This is a genomic window from Actinocrinis puniceicyclus, assembly GCF_018283645.1.
Lineage (GTDB): Bacteria > Actinomycetota > Actinomycetes > Streptomycetales > Catenulisporaceae > Actinocrinis > Actinocrinis puniceicyclus.
The window spans coordinates 18885-35441 of sequence record NZ_JAGSXH010000064.1 but is presented as its reverse complement, the minus strand read 5'-3'; the positions used below and the strand labels follow the sequence as shown (position 1 = coordinate 35441).

The 16557-nt window shown below is 71.6% G+C and carries 20 protein-coding genes and 1 pseudogene; 9 read left to right on the top strand and 12 right to left on the bottom strand.

Annotation, left to right across the window (positions count from 1 at the left end; genetic code table 11):
- From KGA66_RS17950 to KGA66_RS17935, 4 genes and pseudogenes are all read left to right on the top strand, one after another.
- Positions 1-386, top strand: a pseudogene (locus KGA66_RS17950) (VWA domain-containing protein); the annotation flags it as partial.
- A complete protein-coding gene (locus KGA66_RS17945) occupies positions 367-1311 on the top strand; it encodes a hypothetical protein (RefSeq protein ID WP_211469303.1) in 945 nt (314 codons plus the stop codon). The pseudogene KGA66_RS17950 and the gene KGA66_RS17945, both read left to right, overlap by 20 nt.
- The gene (locus KGA66_RS17940; RefSeq protein WP_211469302.1) at positions 1311-3485 is read left to right on the top strand and encodes a protein kinase family protein; all 2175 of its coding nucleotides are present in this window, start codon (positions 1311-1313) and stop codon (positions 3483-3485) included. Before KGA66_RS17945 ends, KGA66_RS17940 begins: the two co-directional genes overlap by 1 nt.
- 23 nt (positions 3486-3508) lie before the next feature.
- On the top strand, positions 3509-4399 hold the full coding sequence (locus KGA66_RS17935) for a DUF72 domain-containing protein (protein ID WP_211469301.1): 891 nt from the start codon (positions 3509-3511) through the stop codon (positions 4397-4399).
- A gap of 21 nt (positions 4400-4420) precedes the next feature.
- On the opposite strand, the gene KGA66_RS30240 is transcribed toward KGA66_RS17935, so the two are convergent.
- The 10 genes from KGA66_RS30240 to KGA66_RS17885 form a co-directional block, all read right to left on the bottom strand.
- Complete coding sequence (locus KGA66_RS30240; protein ID WP_281416674.1) at positions 4421-4696, bottom strand: gas vesicle protein K; 276 nt, start codon at positions 4694-4696, stop codon at positions 4421-4423.
- A 125-nt stretch (positions 4697-4821) separates the two neighbouring features.
- Entirely contained in the window at positions 4822-5037 is a 216-nt protein-coding gene (gene gvpJ, locus KGA66_RS17925; protein WP_211469299.1) for a gas vesicle protein GvpJ, read from the bottom strand.
- A complete protein-coding gene (locus tag KGA66_RS17920) occupies positions 5030-5842 on the bottom strand; it encodes a GvpL/GvpF family gas vesicle protein (RefSeq protein ID WP_211469298.1) in 813 nt (270 codons plus the stop codon). The genes gvpJ (KGA66_RS17925) and KGA66_RS17920 overlap by 8 nt, the downstream gene beginning before the upstream one ends.
- Positions 5835-6248, bottom strand: a complete 414-nt coding sequence (locus tag KGA66_RS17915; RefSeq protein ID WP_211469297.1) for a gas vesicle protein — start codon at positions 6246-6248, stop codon at positions 5835-5837. Before KGA66_RS17915 ends, KGA66_RS17920 begins: the two co-directional genes overlap by 8 nt.
- A complete protein-coding gene (locus KGA66_RS17910) occupies positions 6245-6547 on the bottom strand; it encodes a gas vesicle protein GvpO (RefSeq protein ID WP_211469296.1) in 303 nt (100 codons plus the stop codon). Before KGA66_RS17910 ends, KGA66_RS17915 begins: the two co-directional genes overlap by 4 nt.
- Positions 6548-6588: 41 nt before the next feature.
- Positions 6589-6855, bottom strand: coding sequence for a gas vesicle protein GvpG (locus KGA66_RS17905; protein WP_211469295.1), 267 nt, complete (start codon positions 6853-6855; stop codon positions 6589-6591).
- 2 nt (positions 6856-6857) lie between these two features.
- Entirely contained in the window at positions 6858-7652 is a 795-nt protein-coding gene (locus tag KGA66_RS17900; protein ID WP_211469294.1) for a GvpL/GvpF family gas vesicle protein, read from the bottom strand.
- The gene (gene gvpJ / locus KGA66_RS17895; protein ID WP_211469293.1) at positions 7649-8041 is read right to left on the bottom strand and encodes a gas vesicle protein GvpJ; all 393 of its coding nucleotides are present in this window, start codon (positions 8039-8041) and stop codon (positions 7649-7651) included. The genes KGA66_RS17900 and gvpJ (KGA66_RS17895) overlap by 4 nt, the downstream gene beginning before the upstream one ends.
- A 61-nt stretch (positions 8042-8102) precedes the next feature.
- Positions 8103-9194, bottom strand: coding sequence for an SRPBCC family protein (locus KGA66_RS17890; protein ID WP_211469292.1), 1092 nt, complete (start codon positions 9192-9194; stop codon positions 8103-8105).
- 5 nt (positions 9195-9199) lie between these two features.
- On the bottom strand, positions 9200-9856 hold the full coding sequence (locus tag KGA66_RS17885) for a hypothetical protein (RefSeq protein ID WP_211469291.1): 657 nt from the start codon (positions 9854-9856) through the stop codon (positions 9200-9202).
- Positions 9857-10227: 371 nt separating this feature from the next.
- Between KGA66_RS17885 and KGA66_RS17880 the strand changes: the two genes are divergently transcribed.
- Both KGA66_RS17880 and KGA66_RS17875 read left to right on the top strand, forming a co-directional pair.
- Positions 10228-10824: a TOPRIM nucleotidyl transferase/hydrolase domain-containing protein gene (locus tag KGA66_RS17880; protein ID WP_246508024.1), complete on the top strand. Its 597-nt coding sequence runs from the start codon at positions 10228-10230 to the stop codon at positions 10822-10824.
- A 387-nt stretch (positions 10825-11211) separates the two neighbouring features.
- A complete protein-coding gene (locus tag KGA66_RS17875) occupies positions 11212-11415 on the top strand; it encodes a cold-shock protein (RefSeq protein ID WP_211469290.1) in 204 nt (67 codons plus the stop codon).
- Between the two features lie 171 nt (positions 11416-11586).
- Here the strand turns inward: KGA66_RS17875 and KGA66_RS17870 are convergent, their stop codons facing one another.
- Positions 11587-11796: a hypothetical protein gene (locus KGA66_RS17870; protein WP_211469289.1), complete on the bottom strand. Its 210-nt coding sequence runs from the start codon at positions 11794-11796 to the stop codon at positions 11587-11589.
- Positions 11797-11864: 68 nt separating this feature from the next.
- Positions 11865-12584: a peptide-methionine (S)-S-oxide reductase MsrA gene (gene msrA / locus KGA66_RS17865; protein WP_211469288.1), complete on the bottom strand. Its 720-nt coding sequence runs from the start codon at positions 12582-12584 to the stop codon at positions 11865-11867.
- Between the two features lie 240 nt (positions 12585-12824).
- Here msrA and KGA66_RS17860 point away from each other — a divergent pair, with 240 nt between their 5' ends.
- The 3 genes from KGA66_RS17860 (at position 12825) to KGA66_RS17850 (ending at position 16469) form a co-directional block, all read left to right on the top strand.
- On the top strand, positions 12825-13094 hold the full coding sequence (locus tag KGA66_RS17860) for a hypothetical protein (RefSeq protein WP_211469287.1): 270 nt from the start codon (positions 12825-12827) through the stop codon (positions 13092-13094).
- A gap of 93 nt (positions 13095-13187) precedes the next feature.
- On the top strand, positions 13188-14453 hold the full coding sequence (locus KGA66_RS17855; RefSeq protein WP_211469286.1) for a cystathionine gamma-synthase: 1266 nt from the start codon (positions 13188-13190) through the stop codon (positions 14451-14453).
- A 96-nt stretch (positions 14454-14549) separates the two neighbouring features.
- Positions 14550-16469: a protein kinase family protein gene (locus KGA66_RS17850; protein ID WP_211469285.1), complete on the top strand. Its 1920-nt coding sequence runs from the start codon at positions 14550-14552 to the stop codon at positions 16467-16469.
- Positions 16470-16557: the final 88 nt, after the last annotated feature.

Here is a 16557-nt window from a genome sequence, read left to right as displayed (position 1 = left end):
GCTGGGTGGGGGAGCGGCCGGGGTCCTTTCCGCCGATCGTGCTCAACTTGACGGACGGGGAGTCCACCGACGGCGACCCGTCCGAGGCGGCGGCACGGCTGCGGTCGCTGGCCACCGCCGACGGCCCGGTGCTCGTGTTCAACCTGCACGTGAGCGCGGGCCAGGCGGCGCCGATCGTGTTCCCGGCGAACGAGGCGAACCTGCCGGACGATTTCGCCCGCCTGTTGTTCGGCATGTCCTCGACGCTGCCGCCGCACATGCACGCCTATGCCGCGACGCAGGGCATTGCGGTCTCGGAAGGCAGCCGGGGTTTCGTCTTCAACGCCGACATCACCTCCGTCGTCCAGTTCCTCGACATCGGCACCCGTGCGACCGACCTGCGTTGAGGCCGTCCGGCTCGGCTGCACCGTGCTGTGGCAGCCGAAGGCCGGGTCGAGTGAAGCAGAGTACGAGGACGCATGGCATGCGCCGGACGGCGGTACCTGGGCGCACGCTCTCACCGTGGCCGTCGCCGACGGCGCGTCCGAGAGCATGCTCGCGGGAGCCTGGGCGGCCGATCTGGCCAGGGCGGTCGGCGCCCTGGCCGGGCGGGACCTGGACGCCGGGGTGTTCGCCGAGCGGATCTGCGCCGCGGCGGCGCGGTGGCCGGTCCGCGTGAAGCGCTACATCCGGCGCAGGCAGCGGGCCGGGCGGCCGCTGGCCTGGTACGAGGAGGCGAAGGTCGGGCAGGGCGCCTACGCGACACTGCTCGGGGTCTCGTTCCGAAGCGCCGAGGCATCAGTACCCGAACCTCCCGAGCACGGCGGTGGCGGCACGTGGACGGCGGCCGCGTTGGGCGACACCTGCTGCTTCCAGGTGCGCGGCTCGGCGCTCGTGGCGGCGTTCCCGGTGCTTTCCTCGGCGGATTTCGACACCGGCCCGCATCTGGCCGGGACCCGCGAGCCGCGCCGGGACCTGCTGGAACAGCGCACCGTGACCCGGCGCGGGACCTGGCTGCCCGGCGACGTGTTCTATCTGGCCACGGACGCCGCCGCGCAGTGGTTCCTGGCCGGTTTCGAGGCGGGCCGCCGGCCATGGCGGGAACTCGACGCGGCGATGAGCGAACCGGATCCGTCCCGATGGCTCGACACGCTGCGCGCCGAGCGGCGCATCCGCAACGACGATGTCACGGTTCTGCGTTGCGTCCCGCAGATGGGCATGGGCATGGGCATGGGCATGGGCACGGGCACGGGCACGGATGCGGGCACGGATGCGGTCGCGGGGACAGTCGCGGGGACGGTGACGCGCGCGCGGCCGGGACCAGTGGCCTGATGGCGACCATGGCGACCTTCCCGACCAGCGGCGCGTACGTGGACGCGTTGCAGGACACCGGGCGCTGTTTCGTCGATCCCGAACTCGCCGGCTGCGTGATCCGCACCGACCGATTCGGCCTGCCGCGCCCCATCTCCGGCAACTTCGCCAGCGTGTTCACGGCCGACACGGCCGGCGGACGCAGGCTCGCAGTCAAGTGCTTCACACGCGACGTGACCGACCAACAGGAGCGGTACCGCGAGATCGGTGCCGCGCTGCGCGACGTACCGGCGCGCTGGAAGGTCGAGTTCCGCTACGTCGAGCGCGGCGTGCTCGTGGCCGGCGAAGCGTACCCCGTCCTGGTCATGGAATGGATCGAGGCGAAGCAGCTGATCGCCTGGATCGAAGACAAGCTGCGTGCCGGCGACCACGGCGGTTTCGAGCGGCTGGCCGACGCGTTCGCGCGCCTGGTCGCGGGCCTGGAGGCGGCCGGGATCGCGCACGGCGACCTCCAGCACGGCAATCTGCTGGTGACGGCGCGCGACGAGCTCAAGCTCATCGACTACGACGGCATGTACGTGCCCGCGCTGCGGGACCGGCCCGCGATGGAACTCGGACAGCCCAACTACCAGCACCCGCGCCGAAAAGCCGCCGATTACGGGCCCTGGCTCGATCGTTTCTCGGCGCGCGTGATCCACCTCTCGCTCAGCGCGCTGGCCGCCGATCCCACCCTGTGGTCTCGGCTGCACAAGCCGGGCGGAGAGTTTCTGCTGCTGCGGAAGCACGACCTGGAAGACCCGTCCGCGTCGGCGGGAATGACCGCGCTCCGTGATGTCAATGCCCGCATACGCAGGTCCGCGGAGGAACTGGCGGCCGTGGCGGATGAGCCGCTGCAAGGCATCGCGCCGCTCGACCAGGTGGTCAGAATCCGTACGCCGCGGCAGGCGCGACCCCTGAAGCCCGTGCGGCACGCCGCACGCGATGGCGAAGAGTGCCGGCAACCCGGAACGGACCCGGCGCTCGCGGCCGCCGCGGCGGGGCCGGGCGGCTGGCTCGACGACCACCGGCCGCCGCCGTCCGCGGTGCGTTTCGAGCGGCCCGGGTGGGGCGAGCGGCTCGGCTGGTACGTCAGTCTACTGATTATCTGCGTGACCGCGTGCGCCCCGGTGGTGCCGGGCGTCGAGGTTCCCGCTGCCCTCGCGCTGATCGTCGCGGGCACCATCGCCGCCGGGACGTGGGTCGCGCTGTGGATCAGATTCCTGCGGCTCACCCAGGTACGGGCGAGACGTGCGCGCCGCGGCGCCGCGCGCGCCGCGCGGGCTCGGCGGGAACAGGCGCAGGCACAGCTGCGCTGGCAGCTCGCGGCGCGGCAGGAAAGCGTTGCCGCGTATCAACGGGACCTGGTCTCGCTGGCAGATCGCAGAGCCCGGATTGACCCGGAGGCTGCCGCGGAACACGCCGAGATCGACCGCCGCCGGGACGATCAGCTGGCGCGGCTCGTCGGCGAACGCAATGGTCTGCGGGAGTGGAAGGCCGCTGAGCTGACGCGCCGGACCGAGGCGGTGGAAGCCAGGCACCGCGGCGACGAACTCGCCCGCCACCGCATCGACACGGCGCAGATCTACGGGATCGACCGCGCGGTCGTCGCGGAACTGGACGTGGCGGGCGTGCGCACCGCGGCCGACTTCGTCGGTATCAGGATCGAGAAGCGGCTCGGCCGTGCCCCCGCGGCGCGGGTGCTGCACCGCGACGGGCGCCCGCTCAGAGTTCCGATGGTGGGGGAGGTGCGTGCCCGGCACCTCGATGCCTGGCGCGCGACCTTGGCGGCGCGGTCGAGTAGTCAGGCGCCGGCGCAGCTGACCGCCGCGATCCGGGCGCAGCTCGACAGCGAGGCGGCGGTGCGGCTGGCGGGTGTCGCAGCGCGCGAGCACGCGGTCAGGTCCGCGGCGGACGTGCAACACAGGGCGCTGCGAGCTCAGACCAAGTCGCGGCGCGCCACGCTGGCCGCCGACGATCAGAGCACGCGGTCGTCGCACGCCACGGCCGTCGCGGCGATCGACCGGGATTGCGCGCTGTACCGGGACGCGGTCGAGGCGGCGCAGTACGAACTGCGCGCCGAGCAGAAGGCCCTGGACGCGTACGCGCGGGTGCGGTTCCAACGCTACCTGGCCGCCCTGACTTTCGGCGTGCTCTGAGCGGCACGGATATCCTCGAAGGCATGAAACTGCACGTCGGCTGCGCGATGTGGACGCACGCGGCCTGGTCGGGACGTCATCTGCCGCATCCCCTTGCGCCGCGCGAGCGCCTGCGGGCGTACGCGGGCTGGTGCAACGCCGTGGAGGGCAACACCACCTTCTACGCGACGCCTGCGCCCGAGACGGTCCGCTCGTGGGCCGAGCAGACCGGCCCGGACTTCCGTTTCGTGCTCAAACTGCCGAGGACGATCACGCACGAGCGACGCCTCGGCGACGTGGCCGGCCCGCTGCGCGACTTCCTGTCAGTGATCGAACCCCTCGGGCCGCGGGCGCACGCGCTGTGGATCCAGCTGCCGGCGTCGTTCACCCCGGGCGATCTCGACACGCTCGCGGGCTTCCTGCGGCGGCTACCGACGCAGTACACGTATGCGGTCGAGGTCCGTCACCGCGCGTTCTTCGAGGACGAGCGCTGGCGAACTCGCCTGGAGCAGGTCCTCGGCCAGGTCGGCGGTCCGGGCGGTGCAGGCGGGCCGGGCGGCTCAGGCGGGGCCGAATGGATCGCTTTCGACACCACGGTGCTGTTCGCGACGCCGCCGAGCAGCGAGGCCGAACGCGAGGCGTGGTCGAAGAAGCCGCGGCTGCCGCGCAGGACGCGCGCGTTGACCGGTCACCCGGTCGTGCGCTACATCGGCCGCGACGATCCGCGGCTCACGGTCGCGGGCTGGCAGCCCTGGCTCGGCACCGTCAGTGCCTGGCTGCGCGAAGGACGCTCGCCGACGTTCTTCATCCACACGCCCGATAACGCCAACGCGCTGATGCTGGCCCGCCGCTTCCACGAAGAGGTGCGTAAACGCGTCCCGGAGCTGGAGCCGCTCGCGGAACCGGTCCCGGCCGAGCAGCCGACCCTGTTCTGAGCATCTGGGCTGCACCGGGTCTCATGGATCGGGCAGCAACCTGCCCAGCGGCCCGAGGTCGATGTTGAGGTCCTCCGGGCTCAACCCGAAGTGCTCGCGCAGCTGCGCCATCCGGTCTTCCAGCGCCATGAGCGTGCCGCCGATGCGCTCGATCTGCTCGTCGGTCAGGTCCTGCGCGTCGAGCCGGCGGATCGCCTGGCGCTCCATCAACTGCCGCAGCAGTTCGACCAGCGTCAACACGAGCGCCACCAGCGAGCGCTCCACGTTCTGCGCGTCGGCGTCGATGCGGGCGGACAGCTCCGCGCCGGATCCCTCGGCCCGGGGCGCCACTGCCCGGGGTACCACGGCGTGCGGTGCGTCGGCCTGTGGTGCGTCAGCCAGGGTTGCATCGGCCTGGGCCCGATCGGCACGCCGGTCGCCTTTCACCACGCCTCCAGGCCGCCGGGGACCGAATCGGCCGAACCGGCGGCCAGCGCGCTCACCGACGACAGAAGCAGCCGGAGGGAGACCCGGACCAACTCGACGTCGGCCACGCACAGCGTCACCTCGCCGGTGACGACCACTCCGCCGGCCAGGACCCGGTCCAGCAGATCGACCAGCGCGATCGGCCGTTCGAGCGGCAGGGCCGTGTCATCCATCGCGCACTCCCGCCGAGACAGCGAACGAATAAGGCGGCCACGGGCCGGTCAGTTCCACATCCAGGCCCGGCTGCCAGCCGATCAGCTCCTCCACGACCGCGCGGAACCTTTCGACGCGATCCTCGTCGACGAGATAGGCGGCGTTGAGCACCATCCAGGCCTTATGGCCACTCAACTTCGGGTCCTGAGCCCTCAGCAGGCGGCTGGCCGTGGAGACGCGGCGCAGGCGTTCATGCATCTGCTGCGCCCAGTCCCGCGCGCTGTTCTCGGCGGACCGCCGCGCGGCCAGTTCGGCGCGACGCCGCAGCAGGTACGCGCTTCCGGTCCCGCCCGGCGCGGACTCGGCCGCGCCGTGCGACAGCGCCGGGCCGGAATGCGCGCTCGCGGCGTTCACAGGCTCATCCGGGTCGAGATACGCCTTGACCCCCCATTCCGACCGGCCGGCCAGCGAATCGAGCGTCGCGCGGAAGTCCTCGCGTCTCGCCGCCAGCAGGCCGCGCACGGCGTCATCGTGTCCGAACATGGTCGCCAGCCGCACCGGCACCACCGGCCCGCACGCGGCCGCCGCCGCGACCACGGCGTCGTGGGCGCGCGCCGCGCCGGCCAGCCAGTCCAGGTCCTCCAGGTTGCGTGCCAGCTGCTCGGCGGCGAAATCCCGCTGCCCGACGCTGCCGACCACGGCCGCCAGATTTCCTTCCACCACCGTGCGCACGCGCTCACCAGCCACACCGCGGGCGGAAGGCAGCCGCTCGCGCAGGTCGTCGCGTATCACCGCGTAAAGCCATACTGCGCAGCCTTCACCCATGCCGTCCGCCGCCCCGCTTCGCCGCTTCGAGCCCGGCCTGCTCGCCGTCGCGGCCGGCGCCGGATTCCCAGTCCCGGCCGCGCGCAAGCGCGCGCCCGCCGCCGTTCTCCCGCGCCTCTTCGAGCGCTGCGACACGTTCGCGCAGCCGGCGGTTCTCGGCCGCGAGGCCGTGCTCCTCGCCCCTGAGCCAGGGATCGCTCTCCCACCAGTCGATCCCCACCTCCTTCGCGGTCTCCAGCGAGGCGATCACCAAGCGCAGCTTGATCGTCAGCAGCTCGATGTCGAGCAGGTTCACCCGGATGTCGCCCGCGATCACCAGGCCCTTGTCGAGGACCCGCTCCAGGATGTCGCCGAGGTTCGAGCTGGTCGGCGCCGGCTGGTTGTTCGTCGGACCGGTCACCGTCACGGCGTCGCCTCCCACTGGCTCTCACCGGTGTCGGCGCGAAGGTAGCGCCGGGTCCGGCGATAGGAGATGATCTCGCCGTCCAGGTCGATCTCCACCTCGTACAGCGCGAGGATGTCCGAGGTCCTGGGCACCCTCTCCTGCTCGAGCACCTCGACCGCGACCAGCCAGCCGTCGTCGGTCGGCTCCAGCGACGTGACACCGACCGGCTCCTTGCCGACCATCGACCTGATGACGTCGAGCGCCGCGGCAGCCGCCTCGCGCAACCCGATGTCCCGCGTCTGCACTTCTCGTTCCGCCATAGTCCCGTCACTTCACTCTCTGCGGGCTGCCTCTTTTGCCGTCAGCCGCCTTCTTCGCGTTCCCGCTCGGCGTCGCGGCCGGGAGCCGGCCGCAGCATCGCGGTCGTGACCGCCGACTGCTCCCGGCGCACGTCCTCGGCGCCGAGCCGCCCGCTGCGCTGCGCTTCGTCGAGCTCTTCGAGGCGGCGGCGTACCGCCGCGGGGTCGCGTTGCTGCGTTTCGGCCTGCCGCTGGATCACCTGGCCGAGGCCGATCACAGCGCGCACCGGTGCCAGCGGTAGGCCGACCGTCCACGAGAACAGGCCCATCGCTAGCTCCCCGGCTGGGCGGTGCCGACGAAGTCGTACGCCGCGACCGGCCCGAGCAAGCGCACGTCGATCCGGCCGCGTTGGCGCTCGGCCCAGTCCTCGACCGTCTCGCGGAACCGGTCCCGGCCGTCCGTGTCCACGAGGTACGCCACGTAGACGGCGTCACGCTCGTGCGTCGGCTCGCGTATCACGCCGTCGTAACCGAGCGGTGCGAGCGCTTTCACCAGCGCGGCCGTGTCCTGCTCGCGTTTGGCCGCGACAGCCTGCGTCATCAGCTCGCCGAGCTGGATGCGTTCGTTGCGCGTGGCGTCCTCGGGCGCGCCGGCGATCGCCGCGCGCAACTGCTCTGCCGTCCGGTTCTCCGCGAGCACCTCGCGCAGGATCGCCTGCTCGTCATAGCGGCCCTTGACGATGAACTCCGCGCGGCCGTCGAGGTGCTGCAACGCATCCGCGAACTCGTCGTGGTTGGCGGCGAGCAACTCCTCGGTCACCGCCTCCCGGTCGGGCAGGACCGCGCCGAAGCGCAGCGGGAGTATCGGCACCTCCTGTGCCGCGGCGTCGACGAGCCGGGCGTGCGCGGCGAAGTCGTCCGGCGTGCCCAGCGCGTGATCCGCCGGGATTTCGCTGACCAGCGCCGCGATGTCGTCGTGCGCGATCACCTCGACGCCGGCCGGCGGATCACCCACGCCGCGCGCCTCGGCGGTGGTCGCCACGTCCGCCGGTGCGATCGCGTAGATGTAGTAACCGGTGCGGTGCTTCTGGGTCGCCGCCTGTCCGGTGGCCGCGGTCTCGCTCATTGGGTACGCCTCCGTTCCCGCCGCGCGTCTTCCCGCTCCGGCGCGGCGTCGAGCAGATTGCCCAGCTTCTCGCCGGCGGCGTCGAGAGCGCCCTTCGTGCGCGACTTGGCCGCTCCCTGGTTGATGTCGCCGACCAGGTCCGGAAGCCCCTTCTGCTGGTTCTCGGTCAGATCGAGACGGTTGACCGCCTCGGCGAACCGCAGATAGGTGTCGACGCTCGCGATCACCACGCGCGCGTCGATCGTCAGCAGCTCGATGCCGACCAGCGCCACCCGCACATACGCGTCGATGACCAGGCCCTTGTCGAGAATGGTGTCGATGACGTCGGCCAGTCCGCTCGCGTCGGGCCGGTTCAGAGCGCCGCCACCACCTGACGGTTGTACGGTCATTGAGCCCGTTGCCTCCTCGCTTGTCGCTCTCTCGTGTGGCTCATCGCCGTGTCGCCCGGGCTCACGTCCGGGCTCGGGGACGGCGGCCGCGCGCAGCCGGGGCCGGCTCCGCCTCGTCCTCGTCCTCGTCCTCGGATTCGTCTTCGTCTTCGGGTTCTTCGTCGCTCTCGGCGTCCGGCTCGTCGTCCTCGTCGCGGGCGTCGTATTCGCCCTCTTCGTCGTCGTACTCGTCCCCGGGCGCCTCCCGGTCGCGCTCTTGACCCCGGTCCTGGTCGCGGGCCTCGTTTCCGTTTTCGCCCTCGTCGCCCGCTTCGCGCTCCGGTTCGGGTGTGACCTTGCCGTCGTGGATCTCGCCGCGCCAGCCCTCCACGTCGTCGGGGTGCAGCAACGTGCGCGTCATCACGTGTCGCTGGAAGTGCTTGAGCTCCAGGCGCACCCGGCGCCCCTGTGCCCGCCACAGATTGCCGGTGCGCTCGAACAACCCCTGCGGGTGGTATTCGAGCACGACGATGACCTTGGTCAGGTCCGGCGCTAGTTCGTGGAAGGTGACCGCGCCGTCGACCGAGCCCTTCTGACCCTTCGAGGTCCAGATGATCCGCTCGTCCGGTACCTGCTCGCGGATCGTGGACTCCCAGCCGCGGTGCGACCAGAAGATCTGCGCCTTCCAGGCGACCTTCTCCGGCGAGACCTGCTCGACGTGCTCGACCTTCTTCATGAACGAGGGATAGTCGCCAAAGCGCGTCCACTGGTCGTAGACGACGTCGATCGGCGCGCCGATCTCGATCGACTCGACGATGTTGGTGAGCTTGCCGTGCCCGCCGCGCTGGGCCTTGCCCCCGCCGCCGCCGGTCAGCGTCTCCTTCAGCCCGCCGGCGGCCTCCTTCAGCTTGGACTTGGTTCCCGCCACGCCCGCGCTGACCACCGCCGAAGGCGCGGCCTTGAGGGCCTCGGTCCCGGCGGAGGCGAGCGCGGAGGAGCCGTTCCCGGCGGCGCCCTCGGTCAACCTGCCCACCGTGCTGCCGACCCTGTCGGTGGCGCTGGACAACGCCCGCTGCGTGAGCGTCTCGACCAGCTGCTGAACCGACTGGCGCAACTGGTCGCCGGGGGCCACCTCGACGGCCTTCTGTGCGACTTCCTTCTCCTTGGTCGCCATCTGTCTCACCTCCGCGTGCGTCGTTCGCCGCTGCCCGCAGCGGCGGTCGCGCGAGCCGGTCGCCGGGCGGCGCGCGGCTGATCGTCATGGGACTCGCTTTCGCGGGTGCGCCGCGGGCCGCCTTCCGCGCGGCGCCCTCGGGTGACCGGGCGATACGGCTCGTCAGGCTGCGCCTCGGCCCGTTCGCTCGGCGCACGCTTGCGCTCGTCGGCGCCGGGTTCCGCTTCGGTCGAACGAGAGGCGCGCGGCTGCTGCTTTTCCTGGCCCTGCTCGGGTTCCCGCTGCTGCTCGTCTTCTTCCGGTCCCTGGCCCTGGCCCTGTTCCTCTTCCTCGCCGCCCTGACCAGCCGCGGTGGCCTGGACGCCGGCGAGCGGACCCGCGGTGAGGCGGTCGGTGAGAGAGTCGATGCGACGAGTCGCCATCGAGCTCGCGGCCGTCTTGACCGCCGTGCCCAGTTCCCCGCGCACGCTGTCCATCAGCTCAGTGACCTGCGCGGATGCGCCGAGTCCGGTGACCGCGCGCCGGGCCAGCTCGCCCGGGTTCCTCGGCACGCCGCCGGTCGCCCCGGCCGCCGCGACCATCAGCGCGAGTTTCATCTTCTTCGTGCGCCCCAGCAGGTAGCCGACCGCGACCCCCGCGGCGACTCTCGTTCCGCCCTTCATCGTGGAACCTCCTGTTTTTCTGCGCCGAGCCCGCCGAGACGTCCGAAATGAGTGTTCGGAAACGGCACGGGCGTACGAAAGCGCGTCCGTTGAATTCAGGTTGTGTTCGTGGGTTGGCGGCGACGGCCGGTGCCTCGGCGGCGATCGGCCTGAGCCTGAGCCCGAGCGCGAGACTGCGCGCGGAAACTCGCCTCTCCCGGTTGCCCGTGGGTAAACGGCTTGCCAAGTAGATTCCGGCGAGATTCTTCAGTGGTTGTCACATGGCGCCGGGCGCGCTCCCGGCGAGACCGGGAGCGGACCCGGTCCATCGCCGAGAGCGCGGCTTCCGGCGGCGTGGTCACGTCGGCGGCCCGGCGGCTATCGTCTCGGTGATGGAGACGGGCGAGGACTTGGTCTCGGGCGGCGCGGGTGCGGGCCTGCGGGCGGTCGTTCTCGTCGAGGGACTGAGTGACCGGCTGGCGGTCGAGGTGCTGGCGCGGCGGCGCGGCAGGGCGTTGGCGGCCGAGGGGATCGAGGTCGTGGCCATGAACGGCGCGACGAACATCGGCCGTCACCTTGACCGCTACGGCCCGCGCGGGCTCGATCGCAAGCTCGCCGGGCTTTATGACAGGGCCGAGGAGCGGTACTTCAAGCGTGCCCTGGAGCGCCACGGCCTCGGTACGGATCTGTCTCGCGACGAGTTGGAGGCGCGCGGCTTCTTCATGTGCGCGGCGGACCTCGAGGACGAGTTGATCCGCGCCGTCGGCGCCGCCGGGGTGGAGCAGATCGTCGAGGCCGAGGGCGAGATCGCCTCGTTTCGCAGACTTCAGCTACAGCCCGCGCTCCGGGATCGCGGCCTGCATCATCAGCTGCGCCGGCTCATGGGGGGACGTTCCGGCGGAAAACAGCGCTACGCGCGGCTCATGGCCGAAGCCGTCAGTCTCGACCGAGTACCGCGACCGCTCGACGCGCTCATCGAGCACATTTGACGGTCTCGCGTCGTTTTGACGGCCCTGGCGTGTCGCTCGGCACCGCCGGCCACGGGACGCTCGCAGCCACGGTGTGCGGCGGGCGGCGGTGGCTGGATTCAGTCGCCCAGCGACCAGGCACCCGGCCGGAGTCGCCGGGTTTGCCGCCCATTCGGCTGAACGGGCCTCCGCAAGTGTGATCCCTTGGGTCGCGAGGAGGGCTGCTGACCTGGTGATTCGCGCCGGCTCAGCGGTGCGCTCCGGGGATCTTTCGACTCGACTCGGTCTGTGGGCTGCGCCGTGCGGGCCGTTCGGCTAGTCTTGTCCACGTATGGAGTGGGAAACGCAGCGCGGTCCTGCAAGGTTTCAGGTCCGGGGCGTGCACTCCATGAAGGAGAAGTAACGAGTATGGCAACTGGCACTGTGAAGTGGTTCAACGCGGAGAAGGGCTTCGGGTTCATTGAGCAGGACGGGGGCGGCCCCGACGTGTTCGCCCACTACTCCGCAATCGCCACCCAGGGCTACCGCGAGCTGAAAGAGGGACAGGCCGTCAGTTTCGAGGTCACCCAGGGCGCCAAGGGTCCGCAGGCTGCCAACATCCAGCCGCTGTGATCTGAGCGGATCTTTGGTACGGCTTCAGGGCGAACCCATCTGAGGCTGAGAGTCGGGACCGCCGGATTCGCTCCGGCGGTCCCGAACTCGTTTGCGTTCAACGCCGCGGCCCATTAGGTCCAAGGCCCTGGTTGAGAGGTGGCGCGGGCGAGGCCGCGGCGCCCCGCGCGGTCAGTAGCGCCTGCGGGCGGGGGCCGACGCCTCGACGTGGTAGGCACGGGAGTCACCCGCGGCCACCAATGTGGCGATCTCGGCGGCGGCCAGGTCGGCGGAGTCGTACTGGTAGGCATTGGCCCGCACGAACGTGGCGCCGTCCCTTCCGAACGATCTGCCCCAGTAACTGCCGGTGTCGGTCGCGATGATAAAGCTGGTGGAGTCCATGCCCTCAGCTTACGCGCCAGGGGCCGATTTCCCGCCTACCGCGGGCGATCCGGCCGCGCGATGCCCGGTCAGCCGGCGGTGGTGACGCTGCCGTCGGTGGCGATCAGGCCGGTCGGGCAGGAACCCCAGGCGTCCTCGCCGGGGTCGCTCAGCTCGACGCCGATCCCGCCGAGGCCGCAGTAGCCGTTCGGGTTCTTGGCGTCCGACAGGTACTGCTGGTGGTAGTCCTCCGCGTAGTAGAACTCGGTGGCCGGCTCGATCGCGGTCGTGATCGCGCCATGCCCGGCGGCGGTGAGGACCTGCTGATACGCGGCGCGGCTCGCCTCGGCCGCCCTGCGCTGGTCCTGCGTGAAGTACTGGATCAGCGACCGGTACTGGGTGCCGACGTCGTTGCCCTGACGGTTGCCCTGCGTCGGGTCGTGGGACTCCCAGAAGAGCTTGAGCAGCGACTCGTAAGACACGACCTTCGGGTCGTAGACCACACGCACCACCTCGGCGTGTCCGGTCAAGCCGGAGCACACCTCCTCGTACGTCGGATGCGGTGTGCTGCCGCCCGCGTAACCGACGGCGGTGGAGTAGACATCGTCGTGCCACCAGAACTTGCGCTCGGCGCCCCAGAAGCAGCCGAGGCCGAAGACCGCCTGCTCGTGGCCCTGCGGCAGGTCCTCGATCGAGGTGCCGAGCACCGTGTGCGCGCCGGCCAGGCGGAACGGACGGCTCTGCCTGCCGGGCAACGCCTCGCCTGGGCCCGGGAGACGGTCCTTGAACGGGTTGGTGAAGCGGAACACGGCCTTCGGCCTCCTTCTTCGACTGTTTCGTCAACGCGTGCGGCGCCCCACGGATTCCGTCCACCGGTGCGCACTCGGCTCGACTGCTTCCAGGCACCGCCCACGCACCGCCCACGCACCTCGCACACCGGAGACTGCGCACCGCGGATGCTGCTTCCGAACCCCGCGCACGCCTCGCGGGGATGCTCCGGCGGGGACGGGGTAGCGGGAGGCTTCCAGCAGACGAGTCGAGGAGCCGTGATGATCTGGAGCGGCGGCCACGCGGTTGAGATCGCGGCGGCGGACGCGGTGACACGGGCCGGTACACGCGGAGCGCGGGGCGGATTGGAACGGGCGCTGCCCGGCGAGTGGGCCGCGCTGGTGGTGACCTTGGTGGTGATCGCGGCAGTCGGTGCGGCGATACTCGTCGCGACCTGCCTGGCGCACGAGCGGGTGATCGCGAAACGCCGCGCTCGGCGGCTGGCGCGCCGGGCGGCGCCGGACACGGCCCGCGTCGCGACAAGCAGTTGACTGGGCTGAAGGCCGACAGCGCTTGGCGGGACTACTGACGGCGGGTCGCGGGCGGCGCGCGACGGGTGCGGTGGATCGGCATAGCCTGTCGGTATGACTGAGTCGAAACCCGACACGGGGCACGAGCACGACCGTCAGCACCAGCACCACGGGCACCAGCCGCAACGTCCTGATCGTTCCGCCCGAGACGAGCGGACCGCTCATGCCGGGCACGCGGAACCCTGGGGCTTCGCCTCGCTCGCCATCCACGCGGGCCAGGAGCCGGACCCGCTGACCGGCGCGATCGTGCCACCGATCTACCAGGTCTCCACCTACAAGCAGGACGGCGTCGGCGGGCTGCGCGGCGGCTACGAGTACTCGCGGTCGGCGAACCCGACGCGCACCGCGCTGGAGGAATGCCTGGCCGCGATCGAGAACGGGACGCGGGCACTGGCCTTCGCCTCCGGTCTGGCCGCGGAGGACTGCCTGCTGCGCACGGTGCTCGGACCGGGCGACCACGTCGTCATCCCCGACGACGCTTACGGCGGAACCTTCCGGCTGTTCGCCAAGGTGTACCAGCGCTGGGGCGTGGACTGGACCGCCGCCGACCCGGGTGACCCGGAGGCGGTGCGCGCCGCGGTGCGCCCGGGGCGGACGAAGGCCGTGTGGGTCGAGACGCCGTCGAATCCGCTGCTCGGCGTGTCGGACATCGCCGCGCTGGCCGGGATCGCCCGCGAGGCCGGCGCGCTGCTGGTGGTGGACAACACCTTCGCCACGCCCTATCTTCAGCAGCCGCTCGCGCTCGGCGCCGACGTGGTGGTGCACTCGACCACCAAATACATCGGCGGGCACTCGGACGTCGTCGGCGGCGCCCTCGTCGTGGCGGACGCGGGGCTGGGGGAGCGGCTGGCGTTCCACCAGAACTCGATGGGCGCGGTCGCCGGACCGTTCGACGCCTGGCTCACCCTGCGCGGTATCAAGACCCTGGCGGTGCGGATGGACCGGCACTGCGCGAACGCGGAGGCCGTCGCGCAACTGCTGGTCGCGCACCCGAAGGTGGCCGAGGTGCGTTACCCCGGTCTGCCCGGGCATCCGGGGCACGAGATCGCGGCGAAGCAGATGAGCGGCTTCGGCGGCATGGTCTCCTTCCGGCACGCCGACGGTGAGTCCGCGGCCGTCGAGCTGTGCGGCCGCACACGGCTGTTCACGCTCGGAGAGTCGCTCGGCGGCGTCGAGTCGCTGATCGAGCACCCGGGCCGGATGACGCACATGGCGGCCGCCGGTTCCCCGCTGGAGGTCCCGGCGGACCTGGTGCGGCTGTCCGTGGGCATCGAGGACCGGGCCGACCTGCTCGCCGATCTCGCGCAGGCGCTGGGCTGAGCCGCCGAACCCAGGCCGGACCTGCAAAATCACGGTCCGAACACGGCGGGATCCAGACCTGTGGCTCCCGTCGTGTTCTGGTGTACAGTGCCGCGCGTGGTGGGGATATCCGCAATCGGGCAGGGCGCCGTCGTCGCCGACCGCTATCGCGTGGTCGAGCGGCTGACCCGCTTCGCCGTCGCCGACAGCACTCTTACCGGCGTCGAATACGAGTACTGGCTCGCGCTGGACGAGAGCCGCGGCGCCGAGGTCTGGCTTCAGCTGGCTGCCTCGCAGGGCGTCGTGGCCTCGGGCGAGCATCTGGCGGGTGTGGTCTCGGCGCTGCGCCGGATGAACCACCCGGCGCTGCCCGCGATCCTGGACTTCGGCGAGATCGAGGTCGAACTCGCGGCGGTCGATGTCACACGGAACGTTGATGCGGCGGTCGGCGACGCGGCCGATGAGGCGGTCGAGGTCGAGGTCGTCACCGACGCGGTGGTCAGCCGGGTCGGTTACGTCGTGCTGGAGCCGGTAGAGGCGGAAAGCCTGGCCACGGTGCTGCTGCGCGGCGCGCTGACCGAGGCCGAGGTCTTCGCGGTGCTCGGCGCGATCGCCGACGTGCTCAAGGTGTTGCACGAGATCGAGCTGGTTCACGGGCATCTGTCCGCTTATTCGTTCCTGCTGGCCGAGCGCGGCGCGGTGCTGATCGACCTGGCGGCGGCCGCGGCGCTGGAGGCGGCTTCGGACAGTGAGCTGACAACCGCGGCCGACGTGTACGCGCTGGCGTGGCTGGCGTGCGTCGCCCTGGCCGGGGTCGATGCGGTGGAGGCGGAGTTCGGCGTCGGCTTCGACGCGGGTTCGAGCCCTGAGAGCGCGGCGGCGCCGCAGTTGCTGACCCTGGAACTGGTCGAGCGGCGGCGCGCCTGGGCCGAGGCCAATCTGGTGGCGACCTACGGGCTGCGCGCCGAACTGGCCGCGCTGCTGGTGGCGGCGCTCGGCGAGGCGGCCGCGCGGCCCACCGTGGCCCAGTTGGCCGCGGCGCTGCGTATCCGCGAGGACGAGGCCGCGCAGGCGGCGGGTGCGCAGGCGGCGCAGGCCGCCGCGGTGGGCGCGGCAGTCGGAGTGCTCCTCGCGCAGGGCGAGGCTCGGGCCGAAGCCGCGGAGGTGGTCCAGGGCGCGGAGGTGGTCCAGGGCGCGGAGGTGGTCGAGTCGGCCGAGTTGGTCGAGGGCGCGGAGGTGGTCGAGTCGGCCGAGTTGGTCGAGGAGGCCGGCAGCGCCCGGGAACTGGTCGGCGCGGGTGTCGGTGCTGCCGCGGGTGTGGCCGCCGCCGCCGGCGCGCGGGCTTCGAGCGGCGGTGGCCGCGGCGGTTCACGCCGGCGCGGATCGGGTGGCGCGCTCGCCACCGCTCTCGCCGCGGCCCCGCTGACCCCGGCGGCCTCGCCGTCCGGACGGCACAGCCCACCCTCGCGCCGCCACCCGAAATCAGCGCTCTACGTCGCGATCGCCATCGTCGTGGTGGCCGGCGGCGCCATCGCCTGGGCGCTGAGCGGCGGCGGCGGAACTTCGCCCTCTGCGAGCCCGGGCGGCCCGCGGGCCGGCACCGGACAATCCCCGACCGGACAGACGACCGGCGCCGCTGCCAGCGCATCCGCCGGGCAGCTCGCCGGCGGTTCCGCACCGAGCGCGCTGCCCTCGGCGAGCGCCACGGCGACGGCGTCGGCCGCGACGGGTGCCGGCGCGAGCCCGACGCCCGCTTACTCGGTCAAGCCGCTGGCCACCGCGCCCGCCGGCCCGAGCCAGGCCTTGCAACAGATCAAGCAGGCCGTCTCGCAGGCCGAGGCGGCCGGGCAGATCCCGCAGCGGGCGCAGGGCCCGTTGAACCAGGCGGTCAATACGCTGCAACAGCAGATCGCGTCGAGAACCTCGGTACAGCAAGGGATCAGCCAACTGCGCGCGGCGCTGGGCGGCAGCGGGGTACCTGCCGGATTCGCCACGCAGATCAACCAGCTGATTCCTTATCTGTCGACGGGAAGCTGATCGGCCGGTCCGGACGGGCGAACGACCGCGGGCGACGGGCTGAACCCCGTCGCCCGTCGCCGTATCACGGGGCTTGCGCGTGACGCGG

What these genes read in the sequence shown, in the direction of transcription:
- KGA66_RS17870 (WP_211469289.1), bottom strand. Translation starts at nt 11,796, where the DNA reads ATGGACTCCACCAGCTTTATCATCGCGACCGACACCGGCAGTTACTGG.
- KGA66_RS17940 (WP_211469302.1), top strand. Translation starts at nt 1,311, where the DNA reads ATGGCGACCATGGCGACCTTCCCGACCAGCGGCGCGTACGTGGACGCG.
- KGA66_RS17880 (WP_246508024.1), top strand. Translation starts at nt 10,228, where the DNA reads ATGGAGACGGGCGAGGACTTGGTCTCGGGCGGCGCGGGTGCGGGCCTG.
- KGA66_RS17905 (WP_211469295.1), bottom strand. Translation starts at nt 6,855, where the DNA reads ATGGGCCTGTTCTCGTGGACGGTCGGCCTACCGCTGGCACCGGTGCGC.
- KGA66_RS17875 (WP_211469290.1), top strand. Translation starts at nt 11,212, where the DNA reads ATGGCAACTGGCACTGTGAAGTGGTTCAACGCGGAGAAGGGCTTCGGG.
- gvpJ (WP_211469299.1), bottom strand. Translation starts at nt 5,037, where the DNA reads ATGGATGACACGGCCCTGCCGCTCGAACGGCCGATCGCGCTGGTCGAT.
- KGA66_RS17885 (WP_211469291.1), bottom strand. Translation starts at nt 9,856, where the DNA reads ATGAAGGGCGGAACGAGAGTCGCCGCGGGGGTCGCGGTCGGCTACCTG.
- KGA66_RS17910 (WP_211469296.1), bottom strand. Translation starts at nt 6,547, where the DNA reads ATGGCGGAACGAGAAGTGCAGACGCGGGACATCGGGTTGCGCGAGGCG.
- KGA66_RS17920 (WP_211469298.1), bottom strand. Translation starts at nt 5,842, where the DNA reads ATGGGTGAAGGCTGCGCAGTATGGCTTTACGCGGTGATACGCGACGAC.
- KGA66_RS17900 (WP_211469294.1), bottom strand. Translation starts at nt 7,652, where the DNA reads ATGAGCGAGACCGCGGCCACCGGACAGGCGGCGACCCAGAAGCACCGC.
- KGA66_RS17935 (WP_211469301.1), top strand. Translation starts at nt 3,509, where the DNA reads ATGAAACTGCACGTCGGCTGCGCGATGTGGACGCACGCGGCCTGGTCG.
- KGA66_RS17860 (WP_211469287.1), top strand. Translation starts at nt 12,825, where the DNA reads ATGATCTGGAGCGGCGGCCACGCGGTTGAGATCGCGGCGGCGGACGCG.
- KGA66_RS17890 (WP_211469292.1), bottom strand. Translation starts at nt 9,194, where the DNA reads ATGGCGACCAAGGAGAAGGAAGTCGCACAGAAGGCCGTCGAGGTGGCC.
- gvpJ (WP_211469293.1), bottom strand. Translation starts at nt 8,041, where the DNA reads ATGACCGTACAACCGTCAGGTGGTGGCGGCGCTCTGAACCGGCCCGAC.
- KGA66_RS17855 (WP_211469286.1), top strand. Translation starts at nt 13,188, where the DNA reads ATGACTGAGTCGAAACCCGACACGGGGCACGAGCACGACCGTCAGCAC.